Consider the following 18757-nt stretch of genomic DNA (forward strand, 5'->3'; position numbering starts at 1 on the left):
AAAGTGCAAATAAGAATGGCCAAACAACTAAGCAACCTTTGGGCGGGGTTCGTACTAACATTAGTCGTGGTATTTACCGCGAATGGACAGGAGTACAACTCTTTTGAGATTCGATACCAGAATAACATCAAAGGGGACTTAACATTCATCGGCAACCAAATCGTCAATAGGGACGCAGGAGTAGCGGGGCAGGGGCCAAATGACCCTTACAACAACTTCAGTTCTAACAACAGCAACTACAACAGGGAAACCGGTGGACACTTCAATTACAACGATTACAAAAACATGCAGTACATCGATGTAGATGCTGATCCCAGCACCTTCTCATCGAGCACCGCTACCTTGAGTTTTCCGAACCCCAGCTGTAATCTAATTCGCTATGCGGGTTTATATTGGTCCGCGACCTATCCCAGCGAAACAGCCAACGGCTCTTATGATGGCAGCTCCTATTCCGGCAACACTGTTGCGGTAGGGACTGGGCGCCAAACCGACTTTAATCAGGTAAAATTCATGATTCCCGGTGGAGCCTATGTCGATATTACCGCAGACGAAATTATCTTCGACGGTTCGACCAGCGGAGATTCCAGTGTAACCCAAAACAGCCCTTACGCTTGTTATGCAGACGTGACTTCTCTGGTGACCGCCCTGGCCAACCCAGAAGGAGACTACACCGTAGCCAACATCCGATCCGTAACCGGTTCATTAACTCCTGGTGGGGGTGCTGCCGGTGGATGGACTTTGGTGATCGTCTATGAAAATCCAACCCTCCCAGGTCGCCTTATCAGCACCTTTGACGGTTTTGCCCGTGTAAACGGATCGAACTCTGTAGACATCTCCTACAACGGGTTCAACACCATTCCAGCCGGGCCGGTAAACGCCGATATCGGGGTAGCCAGTTTGGAAGGAGATTACCGCATCAGTGGTGACGGAATGAGTATTCAAGCGGCAAGCAGTGGATCCTTTACCACGATTAGTAACGCGACCAATCCCGCAAACAACTTTTTCAACTCCAACATCACCCTCGACGGGGTGGTGACGACAAATCGGAACCCCGCCAGTCAAAACACCCTGGGATACGATACGGATATCTTTTTATTGAACAACCCGGCCAACGCGGTAATTCCCAATGGCGAAACCAGCGCCACCTTCCGATTCAGCACCAACGGGGATCAGTATTATCCGTTCTTCAACTCCTTCAGTGTCGAAATCATCGAGCCCAATATCGTCCTGGAAAAAAAGGTGGAAGACATTGGAGGTAATGATATTACAGGGTTGGGGGTAAACCTTGGTCAATACCTCGACTATGTGCTTTCCTTTGTAAATACGGGTAATGACGACGCGACCAACTACACCATTCGCGATGTGCTGCCGATTAATGTTACTCTGGATGAAAGCAACATGAACCTGCCTACAGGAGTCACCTATGTGTACGATGCGGCCAGTCGAGAAATCACTTTTACCATCCCAGACAACCTGGTAGAAGAGGGTGATCCTATTTCTGAAATCCGGATGCGGGTAAGGGTTGCTGAAAACTGTTTTGACTTTATTGACGCCTGTACGGATCAAATCGAAAATGTCGCTTATTCTACCTATGAAGGGGTTATCAATGACAACCAAATCACCGACGACCCTTCGGTTTCGGATTTTGACGATTGTGGGTTCACGACTCCGGGAGCCACCAACTTCCTGCTGGATGACCTCGAAAACTGTAACTACACCCGTACGGTTCAACTCTGTGGAGACGATGTACTGTTGGACGCCGGAGACAACTTTGACGCCTATGTCTGGGTCCGCGACACCAACGGAGACGGGCAGATCGATGCTGGAGACGAAGTCTTGAACGATGGTGACCCTGACGGAGACCCGAGCACACAATTGGTAGACCGTACCGGAACCTATATCGTAAACAAACAAGTTGCGGATCCGTGTAAAGACTTCAACGAGATCATTATCGTCGAGCTCTTCGGGACTACACAAACCAACCCTATTACCGCCCTTATTAACGATACCTCCAATACGGTTGAAGGCGAAGTAGTCGTCTGTCCGAACGACGGAGAAGAGTTGCCTCAGGTGTTTTTATGTGGTTTAAATGATGCCGAGCTTATACAAATCAATATCCCTGATGCGGACAGCATTGTTTGGGAACAACTAGACGACACCAGTTGTAGTGCTGCCACCGCAGACTGCGCCAACCTAAACAATAGTTGTACCTGGAATACGGTTGGAACAGGCAGTGACTTTCTGGCCCAAGATGCCGGGGAGTACCGATTGGTGATCAACTACCAAAACGGATGCTTCAGCCGTTTCTATTTCAACATCTTTAAAAACCCGCTTGACCCGCAGTACAACAGCAGTGATATCGTCTGTACAACACCCGGAAACATAACGGTAACCAATATGCCGGTCGATTACGAGTACCGCTTATTGGACGCCACCACCAGAAATGTGCTGGTCGCCTACCAAAACAGCCCGAGTTTTGACATTACGACCAACGGAGCCTATGCAGTAGAAATGCGCCAGAGTGGTGTTACTGGGGGTTGTGTGTTCGTTTTAGATAATATTGGAATCCTCAGCAGAGACTTCCAGGTCGATGTGACTACCAGTGACTCGGATTGTAGTGGGCTAGGGGAGATTTCGATCTCTGTTCTGGATGTCAATCCACAATACAGTTATGAGCTCTTCCAGGGAGTGACCTCCTTAGATACTTTTGGGCCGTCCAACGACAACAACCACACGTTTCAGAACCTCAACCCTGGCACTTATACCATTGAGGTAACAACAGACGACGGCTGTAACTTTACAGACACCTATACCATCAACGATGTCACCGACCTTGCCCTGACCGCTCTTACCACCAAAGAAATAGATTGTTTGGATGGTGAAATTACCCTTACGGCTACAGGAGGAAACCCCAGTCCGAATTACAACTACGCCATCTGGGCCTTTAACGGAACACCGCTTTATGCCGATGTAGCTTCCATTCCTGGAGGCGCCTACCAATTGAGCAACCTTTTCAGCTTTGATTCGAGTCAGGCAGGGGATTATCAATTCGTGGTCATCGACGGAAACAACTGTCCGGCCTTTTCCAATACGGTAAGCATCAGTGTTCAGCCCTCGGTGGACTACACAACCACCCTGACCAATCAGACTTGTTTTGGAGTGGTTGACGGTAGTTATGCAGTCAATGTGACCAATTCCAACGGGTATACCCTTTCGTATCTGTTGACCTACCCAGACAACAGCACTGTTTCAAATTCCTCTGGGGTATTTACAGGCCTGCCTCAAGGCGGCTATGTCTTGACCATAACCCAAACCCAAGGAGCGGTTACTTGTGACTTTATTGAAACCTTTTCGATCGGTGGGCCTACCGCACCAATCAGTGGTGATCTAGCCCTTATTCAGGACTACACCTGCCTGCAAAACGCAACGGTACAAATTCAGAACCCTGCTGGTGGAATTCCTCCTTACGAATACAGTATTGACGGAATCAACTTCGTGTCTGGATTGGGAAGTGACACCTTCGGAAACCTCATTCCTGGAACTTATAACGGAACCATTCGCGATACCAATGGATGTCTGTTTACGACCAATGCCATCGTCATTGATCCCCTGACTCCGCCGAGCGATATGACCTTTACGGCGACCACGCCGACTTGTCCTACACAGGAAGCCGATGTCCAAGTGACAGTAGTTGACGGGGAAGCTCCTTTTGTTGTAGAAATCATTTCTCCTGCCGCTGTTTCGGCGACTAGTATTAGTGGAAATGTTGCCCAGTTCGACGGGTTGACTCCAGACACTTATTTGTTCCGAGTCACCGATGACAACGGTTGTACGTATGACGAAACCTTCACCCTCAGTCCCGTTAGCCCTATTCAGGTAACCGGACAGCTCATCAGCAATATTAGTTGTTTAGGAGACAGCGATGGAGCGATTCGCTTTACCGTTTCTGATTTTGTGGCGAGCTACGACTATGTTCTTAGCGGTCCTTCCGGAAGCTCTGTAACAGGCGAAACCTCTTCCGTTCTCGACTTCACGGGTCTTGCGGCCGGAACCTACACCCTTAGTGTGACTGATTCGGATTCTGCCTGTACCAACACCGCCTTTGTAACGGTTCAAGCTCCTGCAGCCCCATTAACCCTATCTGCATCGGCGGATCAACCTACCTGTTTAGCAGACGGAAATATCAGCCTGAGTTCTACGGGAGGCTGGGGAAGCAACACCTTCGATATTGTTTATCCGGATGGTTTGACCACCGATAGCAATGCCACCGGAACATTCAGCTCACTGCCACAAACCGGAACCTATACGGTCTCGGTAACGGATGCCAATGGATGTGTTGTAACAACGACCATTGACCTCAATGCCCCTGCTGCTCCGGTGCTCAGTGTTACGCCAAACGACTATTGCTACGATGATGGAATCGGCCTGACCTTAACCGCGGCCGTGACCTCCGGTGGAGACGGCAACTTTGAATACAGTTTGAATGGAGGGGCCTACCAGGCCAGCACGACCTTTTCCGGGCTAACCGCAGGAACGTACTCCGTCAGTGTTCGGGACGGAAATGACTGTACCGACACGGTATCCATAACCATCAATCCGGAATTAGAACTCACTGCAAGCGCTGATCCTATTACGGCTTGTGCTACCTCAACAACGGTAAATGCAAGTGCAAGCGGAGGCGACGGTAATTACGTATACGCCCTGGTGGCGAACGGAGTAACGCCAGTACCTGGAGACTTTGGCACTTCTTCAAGCCTCACGGCCAACAGTACTGGAGATTTCGATGTTTATGTTCGGGACCAAAACGGGGGTGCCGGATATTGCGAAGTCTCCTTTAATATCACCATAACACAGGATGCCGCGCTGAGTCTCAGTGTTGTCGAAACCCCTATCCTGTGTAGCGGTGATTTAAATGGATCCCTAGCCTTAATGGCAAGCGGAGGAGAAGCCCCATATGAGTACAGCAATGATGGAGGAGCAAGCTACCAAAGCGTAAACACCTTCAGCGGCCTGGGGGCCGGAAACTATACCCTGCGCATCCGTGATGCGAACGGTTGTACCCTGGATCAGGTCTACACCCTAACCGAGCCTTTTACCTTATCGGCTTCTGCGGCAGTCACCGAATTGGCTGAGTGTAATCCGGGAATAGGAGCAGAGGTTCGCATTACCAACGCACAAGGAGGAACCGCTCCTTATGAATACAGTTTTGATGGAGGAAGTAACTACGGAAGTAGCGCCATCGCTAACCTTTTGCCGGGTACCCACAACCTGCTTATCCGCGATGCCAATGGCTGTACCTTCCCCATGACGCTAACCGTAGAGCCTGAATCCAATGCCCCAACGGTTACTGCAGCAGTAACCTATGAGTGCGATGGAGAGGGTGTAATTACCCTTACGCCCAGCAGCGGATCCTTCGATTACACCTACGAACTTGACGGGGTGCTGAATACTCCTGCCTCTTCAAATGTCTTCACCGATGTCGCACCAGGCAACTACACGGTAACGGTCAATTATACCGTAAACACTCCCCCTTCTCAAAGCACCTTGTTTACGGAAGACTTTGGAGCTGGAGCCAACACGGCAATTTCGGAAATCGACCCAGTTTACTGCTACGAGCCGCAAGACGGAACAGCGAGTGCTTGTGGTTTTGGAACCAACATCAGAATCCAGGACGGGGAATACTCCGTAACCAACCTAATCGCGAGCCCTTATGGCTCTTGGAGAAGTCCTAATGACCACAGCGGTCTTGCTTCGGGTCGTTTCCTGGCCATTAATGTCGGCGGTGTTGCCGGAGTTGGAGGAGTGATCTACCAAAGAACAGGAATTGAAGTGATCCCGAATCAGGATGTCACGATTTCCCTTTGGGCCTATAACTTACTGCGTGCGGGAAGCGGGGGAGGAGACCCTTCTATCGAAATCCAATTGGTAGACGGCGGCGGAACCGTTATTGCCAGCACCACTACCGGAAACGTGCCTAAGAACAATGACGCAGACGATTGGCACAACTATTCAGTAAGTCTGAATCCAGGGGCAAACACCAACCTGGACATCGTCGTGAGAACCAATTCAGCGATCACTTCCGGAAACGATATTGCCATTGACGACATTCAGGCTTTTCAGGTTCCTGAGGTCTGTTCATCAGCCCTGACGATCCCGGTCACTGTTGATCCGGGTAATGCTTTTGGAGCTTCTTTGCTTTCTTCTACCGACATCAGCTGCTTCGGTGGAACTGACGGGGCTATTCGTTTTGAGGTCGAAAACTTCGACGCGGTGAACGGCTTCGAATACCAAATTAATGGTGGAGGATACTCTGCGGCTCAATTTGCAAGCCCTATTGACTTGACAGGTCTTGCGGCGGGTGCTTATACCATAGATGTTCGGGATGTGCTGGACAACAGCTGTTCCATCACCCTCAACACCACTTTAACAGAGCCTGCGGCTCTTGCTGTAAGTGCGAGCATCACGGATGTTTTGACTTGTGTTAACGGAGGAGCCACCCTGACCGCTTCTGCCACGGGAGGAACTCCTGCCTATGAGTACGAATTACAAGACAACCTTGGAGGGGTATTGGTCGCCTTCCAAAGCAGCCCCGTTTTTGGTGGCCTTGCCGCGGGTGATTACCTGGTGCGTGTAAGAGACGCCAATGGTTGTATTGATCCCTTGGATGCCCTGATCACGATCGCGGCCCCTCAAACCCTCAGCTTCAGTTTGGCCGCCACCGCTTGTTATAGTGGGTCTAATGATGCAACTGTTGACGTAACAATAACCGGAGGAAACAACGACTACGAATTCCGTTTAAATGGTGGTGCCTGGATAGTTCCCAGCCCGTCAACCGCAACGACCTACAGCTTTGGTTCCTTGGCCGCGGGCACGTACAGCGTTGAGGTACGGGATGGTTTCGGTTGTGTGGCCGGACCACAAAACATGACCATTGACCCCGTCATTACCGCCAGTACGGATATCGTTCATTTGAGCTCTTGTGCCAATGGTTCAATCTCGGTTACGGCCAGTGGGGGAGACGGAAACCTGGAATACGCCTTTGTTCCTACAGGAGGTGATCCTACAGGGCTCTTTAGCACAACCTCAACCTATACCGTGACAGCCGGCAATGATGGAGACTACGACGTCTATGTTCGCGACAACAATGCGAGCACGCCTTTCTGTGAATGGATGAGTACCGTTACCATTAACCCGGCCGTTCCGATTGCTTTCACAACCACGCCTAACGACCCTCAGTGTCACGACGGACTAGGCAGTATTGACCTAAACATCAGTCTGGTAGCATGCCTTATACCCTGAATATCATTGACTTGGATAACGCAGGCGCTGGTAATCAGACCATTATCAACTACCTGAACTCCACCTATACCTTCTATAATCTGCAAGCTGGAGATTATACGGTACAGGTAACGGACAGCTTTGGCTGTACCCTCACGGACACCCCAATCACCGTTAATAACCCAGACGAGCTAACGGGCTCCGTTTCGGGGATTACTCCTGCTACCTGTGGTGGTCCGGTTTCGGATTTCGGATTTGAATTTGTTGGTTATACCACCACACTCGGTACCGTTCAGTTTAGTGCCGACGGAGGGGCGACCTGGCCTGCTGGATTTGACAGCACCAACCCGGGTACTTCGGACCGTTTAATGGGCATCGCTTCTGGAACAACAGTTTACCCGTCTATGCGAACGGTAGATGGATCAGGAAACACCTTGTGCCAAACCGATCTGCCACCCTTTATCATCCCTTACCCCCTGGATGATCTCGATATTTCCATTTCGGCGGTCGTCGTAAACTGTAATGACCTGCAGGTTACTGTATTAGGAAGTGAAGGAACGCCAAATTACCAGTATACCTACACCGACGACCCGGCCAACTTCAATCCGGCAGCCCCCACCAATCCGTGGACAACACCAGCCCTTGACGGCTCAACCCCTTATGTGTTTACCGGTCTTATCCCAGGAAGAACCTATGTCTTCTATGTGCGCGACGCGGTCGGTTGTGTGCGAGAGAGTAACGTCAATGTCAACAACCTCATTACCATTCCGCTTGATATCACAACGGCGGTTACCCCTACTTGTAATGGTGCCAGTACGGGTGAACTGAGCTATGTGGTTACCGATAACCAGGCGCCTTTTGAATCCCAATTCCGTTGGGAATTGTACGACATGAGCAGCGGTGCTCCTGTATTGGTGACTGACAGCGGCGGTATTCTGCCTTACGCTTCACCTCAAACGGTCAACATCACTGGCTTGCCCGCTGGAAACTATTTCTTCCTGGTATGGGAAGTAGATGGTGCTAATGCAGACAGTTGTGTTGGCGCAACAGAAAACACCCTTCTGGAAGAACTGGACCCGCTTACGGGCACCCCAACAGTTCTTCAAAACATCAGTTGTAACAGCCCCGGTTTGATCCAAATTGTCAATCCTCTGGGCGGTGGAGGAACCTACACCTATACCGTTACCGGTCCTGCTCCTTTTGTAACCATTACGGCCACAGGCGATAACCCTATTGAAATCCCGGCGAACTCTCCGGCGGGAAGCTATACCGTTACCATGGAAGATCAGTACAGCTGTTCTGTGAATCTGGGTAGCGTAAACCTCACCCTGACCCCAGACCCGACCATCGATAGTGTGGTTGTCGATAACTGTAGTGGACAAGGGCTAGTCACCGTTACCGCCAGCAGTGCAGCCGCGACCATTTTCTATTCCCTGGATGGAGGAACAAATTTCGTCAACAACGGAGGTGCCTTTACAGGAATTGCCGCTGGAACCTATACCCTGGTCATTCAAGACAGCAACGGATGTACCGACACGACTACCGTTACGGTACACCCTCCTTTAGAAGCCCAGGTTACCTTGACCAAGTTGTTAGATTGTAGCGTGAGTCCTGACGCAGAAATCACCATTGACATGATCAATGGTTCAGGAGATTATGACTACGAACTCAGCGATAGTGGCGGGGTGGTTGTTGCAAGAACAACTCTGCCTTCTGATCCATTTGTCTTGAGTGTTTCGACAGCGGACACCTACTCGGTTACTTTGTTTGATAACCTGACCGACACTCCTTGTACACAGGTGTTTACCATTGAGGTCCCTGCGGTGGTGAATCCTGCCTTTACCGCAACTCCTACCGATGTGAGTTGTCAGGGTAGCACCGATGGAAGCATCGAAATGGATGCTTCTTCAAGCCCGATCAGTATTGTACAATATACCCTGAACCCTGGCGCAATTACTTCGGCTACCAACCGCTTTGACAACCTGGCTCCCGGCACCTATACGGTTACAGCAGAAGCCGCCAACGGATGTACTTTTGCGGTAACCAATATTGTCATTGGTGAGCCTGCGGCCATCGTATTGCCTGCGGCCTCGGTTACAGAATTTAGTTGCGATAGTGGAAACAATCCGGATCCAGCGCAGGTAAGTATTAACCCGGCAGGAATAAGTGGCGGTTCTGGTACTTATGTTATATATGAGTTCGTCGACACCCAGGGAACAGTTCCTACTGGAGATGATATCGTTCTACAAAGCGGTTCCAATAGCACATTAACAGTGACCAATACAGCCGGTGTTGATCTGATCATCAACGTCTACGACGACAATAGTTGTTTGGGCAGTACGACGGCTAGTGTACAACCATTTGATGAACTGCAAGCCCTCGCCCTGGCCATTAGTAATCCCTTGAGTTGTTCTCCTGGAAGCGATGGCGAAATAACGGCGACGGCAACGACGACTTTGAGCAACCCTGCGGTTTTAGAATACAGTATTGACGGTGGGTCAAACTATCAGGCCTCCAATGTATTTAGCGGGCTTGTAGCTGGAACCTATACGGTGCTCGTTCGACATACTTCTACTGGCTGTGTGGTCAGTAGCAGCATCACCCTGGATGACCCCAACACCTTCAGTGTGGATTTGACCGTACTAAGCGACGTTGTTTGTTTTGGAACCAACAGTGGTTCTGTTCAAATTACTTTGGTTGACGCCACCTATGTAGGGCCGTTTACTTATACGATTTACAATACCCAAGGCACGCCGACCAACCTGGCCGATGACACCTTGGAAACCACCGGAAACTCACCGAACAATGGGCCTTTCGGCCCTGTGGCACTTCCTGCCGGAGATTACTATGTGGAGGTAGTTCAGGACAACTTCCCTGCCTGTACGCAGACAGAAGCTTTCAGCATTGCCTCTCCTTCAGCAGCGATTACGGCCAACACCCAGGTGTTGCCTATTACGTGTCTCGGTGCGGACGGTCAAATTACCATCACCGATGTCCTTGGAGGATGGGGTGGTTACACCTACTATGTCGGTACTGTTGCCCCTTCAGGTCCTGGAGATTACCAGGCTTCCCCAGTCTTTGCAGGTTTGGGTGTTGGCACTTACCAGTCATGGGTTCGCGACTCCGCCGGTTGTGAGCAACTCGTCCAAACGGATGTCTTGGCCGACCCTACAGCGATTAGCGCTACGCTTCAAATCAACCAAGACAACTGCAGCAATTTTTCAGGAGAAATTGAAGTGGTGTCGGTTAGTGGAGGAGCGGGTTCCAACTACACCTATCAACTGATCCAGAACAGCCTTGCGGTAGGCTCTCCTCAAACGAGTCCTGTTTTCAGCAATTTAGGCGCCGGTCAGTACGAAGTATTGATCACCGATTTGTGGAGCTGTAGCTTTACCACCTCCGCGGTGTTCTTGTATGATGAGCTCAACCTTGGAGCTAGCATTGTGAAGCCTTTGGACTGTTCGATTAGCCCTGATGGAGAAATCACTGTTGTGGCCACGGGAGGATCAGCCAATTTGGAATACACGGTAACATATCCTGATGGGGTAACCACACAAACCAATACTACGGGAGTCTTTGTGGGATTACCAGACCCAGGAACCTACAGCTTTGTCGTCCGGGATCTCGATACGAGTCTCCCTCAATGTCAAGCAACGGCTTCGGCCATCTTAGTCCCTCCAACACCGGTTACTCTGGACCCTACCGTTGTTCAGGATGTAAGTTGCAATGGAGGAAGTGATGGTCGTCTGGAGGTTGTGCTTCAGGCAACAGGACCGGGTGTTAACGACGACCCTGCCTATACCTATGCCCTTTACGATGCTGCCGGCACAACTTTGTTGGCGGGTCCTCAGAACAGCCCTGCATTTAGCGGTCTTGCTATTGGAACGTATCAGGTAGAGGCTATATCTTCGAAATCTTGTACCGCCAGAGAGACGGTGACTATTTCCGAGCCTGCGGTCCTAACGGCTTCCGCCAGCGCAACTGCTTTTGTCTGTAATGTTTCCAACACAACAGACCCTTCTGTGGTTACCCTTACCGCCGGAGGAGGAACAGCGCCTTACCAATACAGTTTAGACAACACCAACTTCCAAACGAGTAATGTGTTTACACTGCCCGATACCGGAGTGACACAGAATCTGACACTCTACGTCCTCGATAACAACGGCTGTTCTACCTCAACAACGATTTCGCTTGAGCCAAGAAACACCTTTAACGTGGCCATTTCGCAACTGACTCCGATCAGTTGTGTAAATCCTGAATTGGTACAAGTTGATGTAACCGATAATGGACAGCCGACGAACAGCTACACATTTGAGCTCCTGCCGGTAGGCAATACTCAAGGAGCCTTCTTGAGCAACCCCTCTAGTACGAGCGCTCAGTTTGAATTCTATCAGGCAGGTACCTATACCATTCGGGTGACCGATACCGCTACAGGATGTTTTGTAGATTCCAATCCCTACACCATTGCTCCTTACGACACCGCCAGCTTAACGGCTGAGCCTCAAGATCCGGTCATTTGCGCCGGTGATGGCAGCGGAAGCTTGACGTATACCATTAGCGGATATACCGGTTCTTATGACTATGAAATCTTCTTTGATGACGGTACGACGACCGGCCTGAGCGGTTCTGATACAGCCAGCAGCTTAACGGTTGCCGGATTAAACGGAGGCAGTTACTATGTTGTTGTTACACAAACAGCCGCGCCTTTCTGTACCCTTCAGTCGGGAATCCTGACCATGGCCGCTCCAGATGTCTTGTTGATTACCAGCCTGACGGAAGAATCCAATGTCGGGTGTCCAGACAACTTAGGAGAAGTATTGGCTACGGCCTCGGGCGGATATCCACCCTATGATATGGTGCTCACCCACTTAGGTACAGGAGTAAGCTATACAGCTACCGATGTACAAGAATTCCTGTTCACAGGATTAAGCGGAGGGGATTACCGATTGGATGTGACCGATGACCTGGGTTGTCTTGAGTCCGATACCATCACCTTGGTAACTCCAGGACCAATTGCGGCCGATATTGCTGCAAGTCCCTCAGCCCTGACTTGTTTTGGAGATACCGACGGCGTAGTCACCGCGACCATTCTAAGCGGGGGAGTAGCTCCATTCCAATACCGTCTTAATGAATACGACGCTACAGGAACAGCAATTGCCTTCCAGGGAGGCTTTACCCAAAGCCCTGTATTCGACAACCTTGGTGCGGGAATTTACTCGGTCACTGTTGCCGACGGATACGGTTGTAGTACCGAAACCGCTCAGGTGGTTATTACAGAACCAGTCGAAATCCTGGGCAGTCTGATTCAGCTAAGTCCACTGAGTTGTACGAATCCTGCAGAGCTCGAATTGACCGCCAGCGGAGGAACAGGACCTTACCACTACAGTGAAGATGGTGTTGCCTTCTTCCCGATGTCGGGAGGAAACACCCACACTTTTACCGTTTCTGATGGGCGCTACCAATACTATTTACGCGACGCTTTTGGTTGCGAATCCATGATCTCAAACGAAGTTGAAGTAGACGCCTTGCCTCCATTGGCCATTGATCTCGATCTAACGGCCGCAGTCATCAACTGTACCGGAGAAGCCACGGCCATTATTTCGGCCCGTTCGACGGGAGGCCTCGGAAATTACCAATACCGTCTGTTCGGTGATGCGGCCCGCACTAACCTTTTGGCCGGACCACAAACCGATTACGAATTCCCTGGTCTTACGGCGGGGTCCTATTGGGTCGAGGTCGTAAGCGAAGACTGTACAGAGTTTACCAGTGAGATTGTTATTGCCGATCCTACTCCGCTTCAAATCGTACAGCAGTCCTCAACGGATGTTAGCTGTAATGGAATGGAAGACGGAACAATTACCGTTGAAGTCACTGGCGGAACGGGCGATATTTTCTACGCGATTTCACCAAACCTGAATCAATTCGATACCCAGAACACCTTTACAGATCTGGGTCCAGGAGTTTATGACGTCTTGGCCCAAGACCGATACGGATGTTTTATTTCTTTTGTTTTCACCATTGCAGAACCTGCTCCATTAGATCTAGGAACCGTTCAGGTAATAAATGAATCCTGTCAAGGAAACGCAGACGGCACAGTTGAGCTCGAAATTTTTGGTGGAACAGCTCCTTATAGAACGAGTTTGAATTCCAATGTAGAAGCCGACTTTACAGATGGCCTATTGACCTACAGCGATCTGCCTTCCGGAACTCACGTGTTCTTTGTGCGAGATGCTCGTAACTGTGAGGCCAATATTATTGTCGAAATTGATGGCGGTGTTTCTTTAAATGCCACCGTTGCGCCAATTTACTACTGTACAGGAGACACCCCTGAGAGTGGAATTGACCTCATCATGGATGATCCGTCTGTACTCCCTGATGTGCTCTATGGATTAGACACCATGGATCCGGCAGCTTTTCGTCTTGATACTCAATTCGGAAATATCGCGCCAGGGGCACACACCCTAACCATTGCTCACGCCAATGGCTGTATCTCTACCGTAGACTTCCAAATCCGCGGATTTGAGGCCTTGAGTGTGGTCATGACCAATGACCGGTTGAATGAATTTAGTTTTGCGGCAGTTGGTGGCTCCCCGGCTTATCGCTATTTCGTCAATGGAACCGAAACAACCGAAACAACACAACGCATCACAGAAAGCGGCACCTATGAAGTGCGAGTAATAGATCAAAATGGCTGTGAAGCCATGGCTTCGCTTTATGTGGAATATGTCGATATCGAGATCCCCGATTACTTTAGCCCGGATGGAGATTTGATGAATGATACTTGGGGCCCTGTCAATCAGGAAGCCTTTCCTGAAATTCTTACTCTCATCTTCGATCGTTACGGAAGAGAGCTTTACCGAATGAGATCGTATGACGATCCTTGGGACGGGCTTTATAACAACAAAGAATTACCGAGCGGAGACTATTGGTACGTCATTAAGCTCCGAGGAGAAGACGACAAACGTGAGTTTATCGGTCACTTCACCTTGTACCGTTAACCTTCTTTCTTACAGTGTTATACAGAAAAAACACTTTCACTTGTCAGGGCTTACTACCTGATGAGTGGAATCTTCTTTCAGAATAGTGTATTACATCGAATAAATCTGCATTTCGTCGGAGGACACGTCTTGTTTTCTCTATATTAATTGGGCTTTCAGAGCACATTAATCACCACTAGAGAACACAACAAGGAATGATTCGGGCATTCTTAACATTTGGGTTATTGCTGTTTTGCTTCCAACGGAATCATGCACAATTACAAATCACGGCAGAAACCACTGCTCCAATCGCTTGTTCAGGAGAACAAGATGGTGGAATACGCATTCTGGCTAACGGCGGAACCCCTCCTTATCTCTTCAGTATTAACGACGGCCAAAGTTACCAGGATAACAACCTCTTTTTTGGTCTTTCGGCGGGAATTTATGACATCCGTGTTCGGGACCATAGCGGACGGGAAGAAACACAGAGTCACCGTTTGGAAGAGCCCCAGCCCCTTATGGCCTCTGCCGTCGTTACGGAGGAGGTAGCTTGTAATCCTGAGCAAGGTGCTTTTATTCGGGTGGTCAATGAACAAGGAGGTGTCGAACCCTACCGCTACAGATTCCGCCCACAAGACAATTTTAGCAACAACAATACCGGTTACCTGGTTCCCGGTCCTCATGTTATAGAAATGCAAGATGCTAATGGTTGCCGGCTCTTACTCGATATCGTCATTGATCCTCCTCCGGTTATTCCGGAGGTCGAAACACTCTTCGAATGTTCGGATGACGGAACCGTAATCGTCGAGACCAACCGTCCTGAATTTACCTACCGCTATTTCTTGGACGGGGAGTTGAATTCACCCCCCAACTCTCCGATTTTTACTGGGGTTCTTCCCGGGGAACACCAAGTGTCCCTGGAATATACAGACGGAACAAGCCCCCCGCCTAGAACCCTTTTATTTGACAACTTCGGAAGTGGGGCCAGCACCCCCATTTCCGAGATTGGCAGTGATTACTGTTATGAACCCCAAGCAGGCGAACGTTTTATTTGCCGCGATGAACAAGGGGACTTGAGAACCTGGCTTGGCGAGAACTCCTATATCGACGATGGGGAGTACGCCGTTTACCGCGATATCAATCCAATACAAGGCCCTTGGAAGGTTCCAAACGATCATTCCGGGCTGGAAGAAGGGCGGTTCTTGATCATCAATATTGGATCCGTTGCGGGTTTAGGGGGTGTGATCTATGCAAAAAGAGGAGTAGAAGTGCTCCCTACTCAGGATATTACCGTTTCCTTATGGGCTTTCAATCTGCTCAGAGAAGGGACCAGTGGAGGAGATCCGAATGTGGTTATAGAACTCGTGCGGCCCAACGGACAGGTCATTGCCTCCGAATCCACGGATTTTATTCCTAAGAATCGGTCAGCAGATGACTGGAGAAACTACCAAGTCGCCCTCAACCCCGGGAACAATACACTTTTGGACATTGTCATCCGTACCAACTCCACGGTCACCAACGGAAATGACATTGTTATTGATGATTTGGAAGCCTTTCAGATTGCGGCCGATTGTCCTTCTCGCGTAAATGTTTCGGTTGATGTCCGGTACGAAATTAACGCCTCGGTTGAGCCTGTCTATTCCTGTGGTCCAAACGGCCTAAGCAATAGGCTGGAGATCGAGTTCCAAGACGGTACAGATGAAAGCCTCTTGCTTTATGCTTTGGACTCCACAGATCCTGATAATTTTAGGTTGGAACCCGATTTTGAAAACATCCCTCCCGGGGAACACTACTTGGCCATCGCAAATGTTGAAGGCTGCTTAACCACTTTAGCTTTCGAGATTGAAGCTTCACAAGCGCCCCGTGTTGTTCTGCAACAAACAGATCTCAATGAGGTCACTGCACAGGTGGAAGGAGGGCAGGGACAATTCACCTTTTATTTCAATGGAATCAACCAGGGAAGCAACAACACCTTTGTTCTGGAATCCGATGGAGAGGTACGTGTTCGTGTGGTAGATCAGAACGGTTGTGAGGCTATAGACAGCATCAGTTTACTGGTCTGCTCCAACGGAAATCCGGAGTTTTTTACACCTGACGGGGATTCATTCAACGATTTTTGGTCTCCTGGGTGCCAAGAACGCTTTCCGGACATACTAACAACGATATATGATCGTTATGGTAGAGAAGTCTATGCTATGGGGCCCAATGATAAGCCCTGGAACGGCATGTACGGCAATAGTCATTTACCTACAGGTGACTATTGGTATGTGATGCAGTTTACGGTAGACCAGGAGAAACGTGAGATCGTTGGTCATTTCACGCTTCACCGATAACAAAAAACAAACTAAACCATGATTAGATCGTCCCAAATCCTAATCTGCCTACTCTTCGTATGCTTTGGCCTCAGAGGTCAAGAGTTGACCATTCCTCAACTATCCCAGTACATTGCAGACAATCCTTTTTTGATGTCGCCCACCTATGCCGGTGTTGGTGATCACATCAAATTACGTATTAACGGCCTGACCCAATGGGTGGGGATTGAAGATGCGCCAGATACTCAAACCTTAGCCGTTGATGCCCGTATCGGGAACCGTTCCGGAATCGGTCTGGTCTTGTACAACGATAGCAACGGTAACACGCGCCAAAGAGGGTCAAGGGTTTCTTTTGCCCACCACCTCACCCTGGACCGCTACGAAGACGAATTCCTTTCGTTCGGGCTCTCCTACAACTTTAACCAGTTTAGAATTGATGTCGAAAACTTCACCGACCCGAATGGTTTGGCTCCTACGGACGATCGCCGAACTGTTAACCATAACTTTGATGTGGGTGTTCTTTACCGTTTAAGACAATTCTATTTTAGTGCCAATGTGTCCAACATCTTGCCCAAGAACCTGGAGCAATTCAATCCGACCTTTGAGCCCAATACCTTGAGAAATTATTACGCCTATACCGGTTATACCTTTGCGAAGCGAAACCGAAACCTCGAAATTGAACCTTCTGTTTTCTTTCAGTGGTTCGAGAGTGACGGCCGATCCGTAACCGACCTCAACGCGAAGTTTAGATGGCGTTCGTTTGAAGATTACTACTACGCTGGTCTAACGTATCGTTTTTTGAACGATCAGATCGGAAATCCACTCTATATTGCTCCTATTGCAGGATTCAAGAAGAGTAACTTCTATTTTGGCTATTCTTACCAAGTAATTGTCAATGAAATTCTGGGTTACAGTACGGGAACACATGTGTTAACCCTCGGAATGGACTTGTTTCAAGGAATTAGCAACTGCCGATGTACATACTAGACCCCGGATTGAAGGTCTGGCAACGGGTTTTGCACTACCTTCGCAGCTTCTATGGGAATAATTCGAGTCAACACCATTCGGGTCCACGCCTGGCATGGCTGCCTGAAAGAAGAAAGCATCATTGGGAGTGAGTACACAGTCGACGTAGAATTGGAAACCGACCTGAAACAATCTTCACGCTCTGATCAATTGCAAGACACCGTGGACTATGTTCACGTGCATCAGATCGTAAAAGAAGAAATGGCGATTAAATCCAAATTATTGGAACACGTCGCTCAGCGAATTCTGGATCGTTTTTTCGAAGAACTTCATTTGTTGGATAAGGCACAAGTGGCTGTTTCTAAAATCAATCCCCCTATTGGTGGAGATGTTGCCAGCGTAACCATCGTAATGGAGCAAAGTCGTGCTTCAAAAATCAAAAAATAGGTTAACTTTGTCCCCCATTAGACTTAAGGCATCGTGGCCGAGTGGCTAGGCACAGCTCTGCAAAAGCTTGTACAGCGGTTCGAATCCGCTCGATGCCTCTTTTTTTCCCTTATTTATCGATTTGCACAGGTGCTTCTTTCTCGAAGCGGTGCAATTTGTCTTTGGGTAAGAATCCCTGAGTGATCAAAACCGTTCCACACACCACCAATAATACCCCTAGTCCTTTTCGCAAAAGAACAATACGGTTCTTGGTCAAATAACGCTTGAGTTGTTTCGCCGCTGCAATCTTTACTAAATCCAGGCTGAAGTAGCTGAGGATGATGAACAAGAAGAACATAAAGATGCGTCCCCCATCGTTGTTTAAAGCCGGACCAATCCACAGCAAAACACCCAGCCAAAACACCAAGACGCCCACATTGATAAAGTTGAGTAGAAATCCTTTGACGAAGAGACCCACATAGGACTCAGCAAAGACCTTGTACTTTTCTTTGGCTGTTTCCTTATTTAAAAAGAGAATAACCCCGTAGACCAGCAAAATCATGCCTCCAAAAACATAAAGTCCCGGCTGATTACTGAGGTTTTCAAGTAATTGATAGCTACTGAAATAAGCGATCAGAATGAAGATAATATCGGCAAAGACGACACCCAAGTCAAAACTAATGGCCGCTCGGTATCCTCGAGAAGCACTGGTTTCGAGTAAGACAAAGAAAGCTGCTCCCGGTATAAAGGCCAGGACAAATCCCAAAGGGATGGCTGCTTTCAATATCTCCCACATAG

6 protein-coding genes and 1 tRNA gene are annotated in these 18757 nt (G+C 49.2%); 6 read left to right on the plus strand and 1 reads right to left on the minus strand.

Going from position 1 to position 18757, the window contains the following annotated elements:
• The first annotated feature begins 15 nt into the window (after nt 1–15).
• The 6 genes from BST99_RS11480 (at nt 16) to BST99_RS11505 (ending at nt 18078) form a co-directional block, all read left to right on the plus strand.
• Nucleotides 16–7299, plus strand: coding sequence for a DUF11 domain-containing protein (locus BST99_RS11480; protein ID WP_105001929.1), 7284 nt, complete (start codon nt 16–18; stop codon nt 7297–7299).
• Nucleotides 7284–14276, plus strand: coding sequence for a T9SS type B sorting domain-containing protein (locus tag BST99_RS11485; RefSeq protein ID WP_105001930.1), 6993 nt, complete (start codon nt 7284–7286; stop codon nt 14274–14276). The genes BST99_RS11480 and BST99_RS11485 overlap by 16 nt, the downstream gene beginning before the upstream one ends.
• A 194-nt stretch (nt 14277–14470) precedes the next feature.
• Nucleotides 14471–16588 carry a T9SS type B sorting domain-containing protein gene (locus tag BST99_RS11490; RefSeq protein WP_105001931.1) on the plus strand — a complete coding sequence of 706 codons (2118 nt, stop codon included), beginning with the start codon at nt 14471–14473 and terminating at the stop codon, nt 16586–16588.
• An 18-nt stretch (nt 16589–16606) separates the two neighbouring features.
• Nucleotides 16607–17554: a PorP/SprF family type IX secretion system membrane protein gene (locus BST99_RS11495; protein WP_105001932.1), complete on the plus strand. Its 948-nt coding sequence runs from the start codon at nt 16607–16609 to the stop codon at nt 17552–17554.
• A 51-nt stretch (nt 17555–17605) separates the two neighbouring features.
• Nucleotides 17606–17980, plus strand: coding sequence for a dihydroneopterin aldolase (gene folB, locus BST99_RS11500; protein WP_105001933.1), 375 nt, complete (start codon nt 17606–17608; stop codon nt 17978–17980).
• 27 nt (nt 17981–18007) lie between these two features.
• Nucleotides 18008–18078 (plus strand) — tRNA-Cys (locus BST99_RS11505).
• An 11-nt stretch (nt 18079–18089) separates the two neighbouring features.
• Here the strand turns inward: BST99_RS11505 and BST99_RS11510 are convergent.
• Nucleotides 18090–18755: a LysE family translocator gene (locus tag BST99_RS11510; protein ID WP_105001934.1), complete on the minus strand. Its 666-nt coding sequence runs from the start codon at nt 18753–18755 to the stop codon at nt 18090–18092.
• Nucleotides 18756–18757: the final 2 nt, after the last annotated feature.

It is taken from the genome of Aureicoccus marinus (assembly GCF_002954325.1).
GTDB lineage: Bacteria > Bacteroidota > Bacteroidia > Flavobacteriales > Flavobacteriaceae > Aureicoccus > Aureicoccus marinus.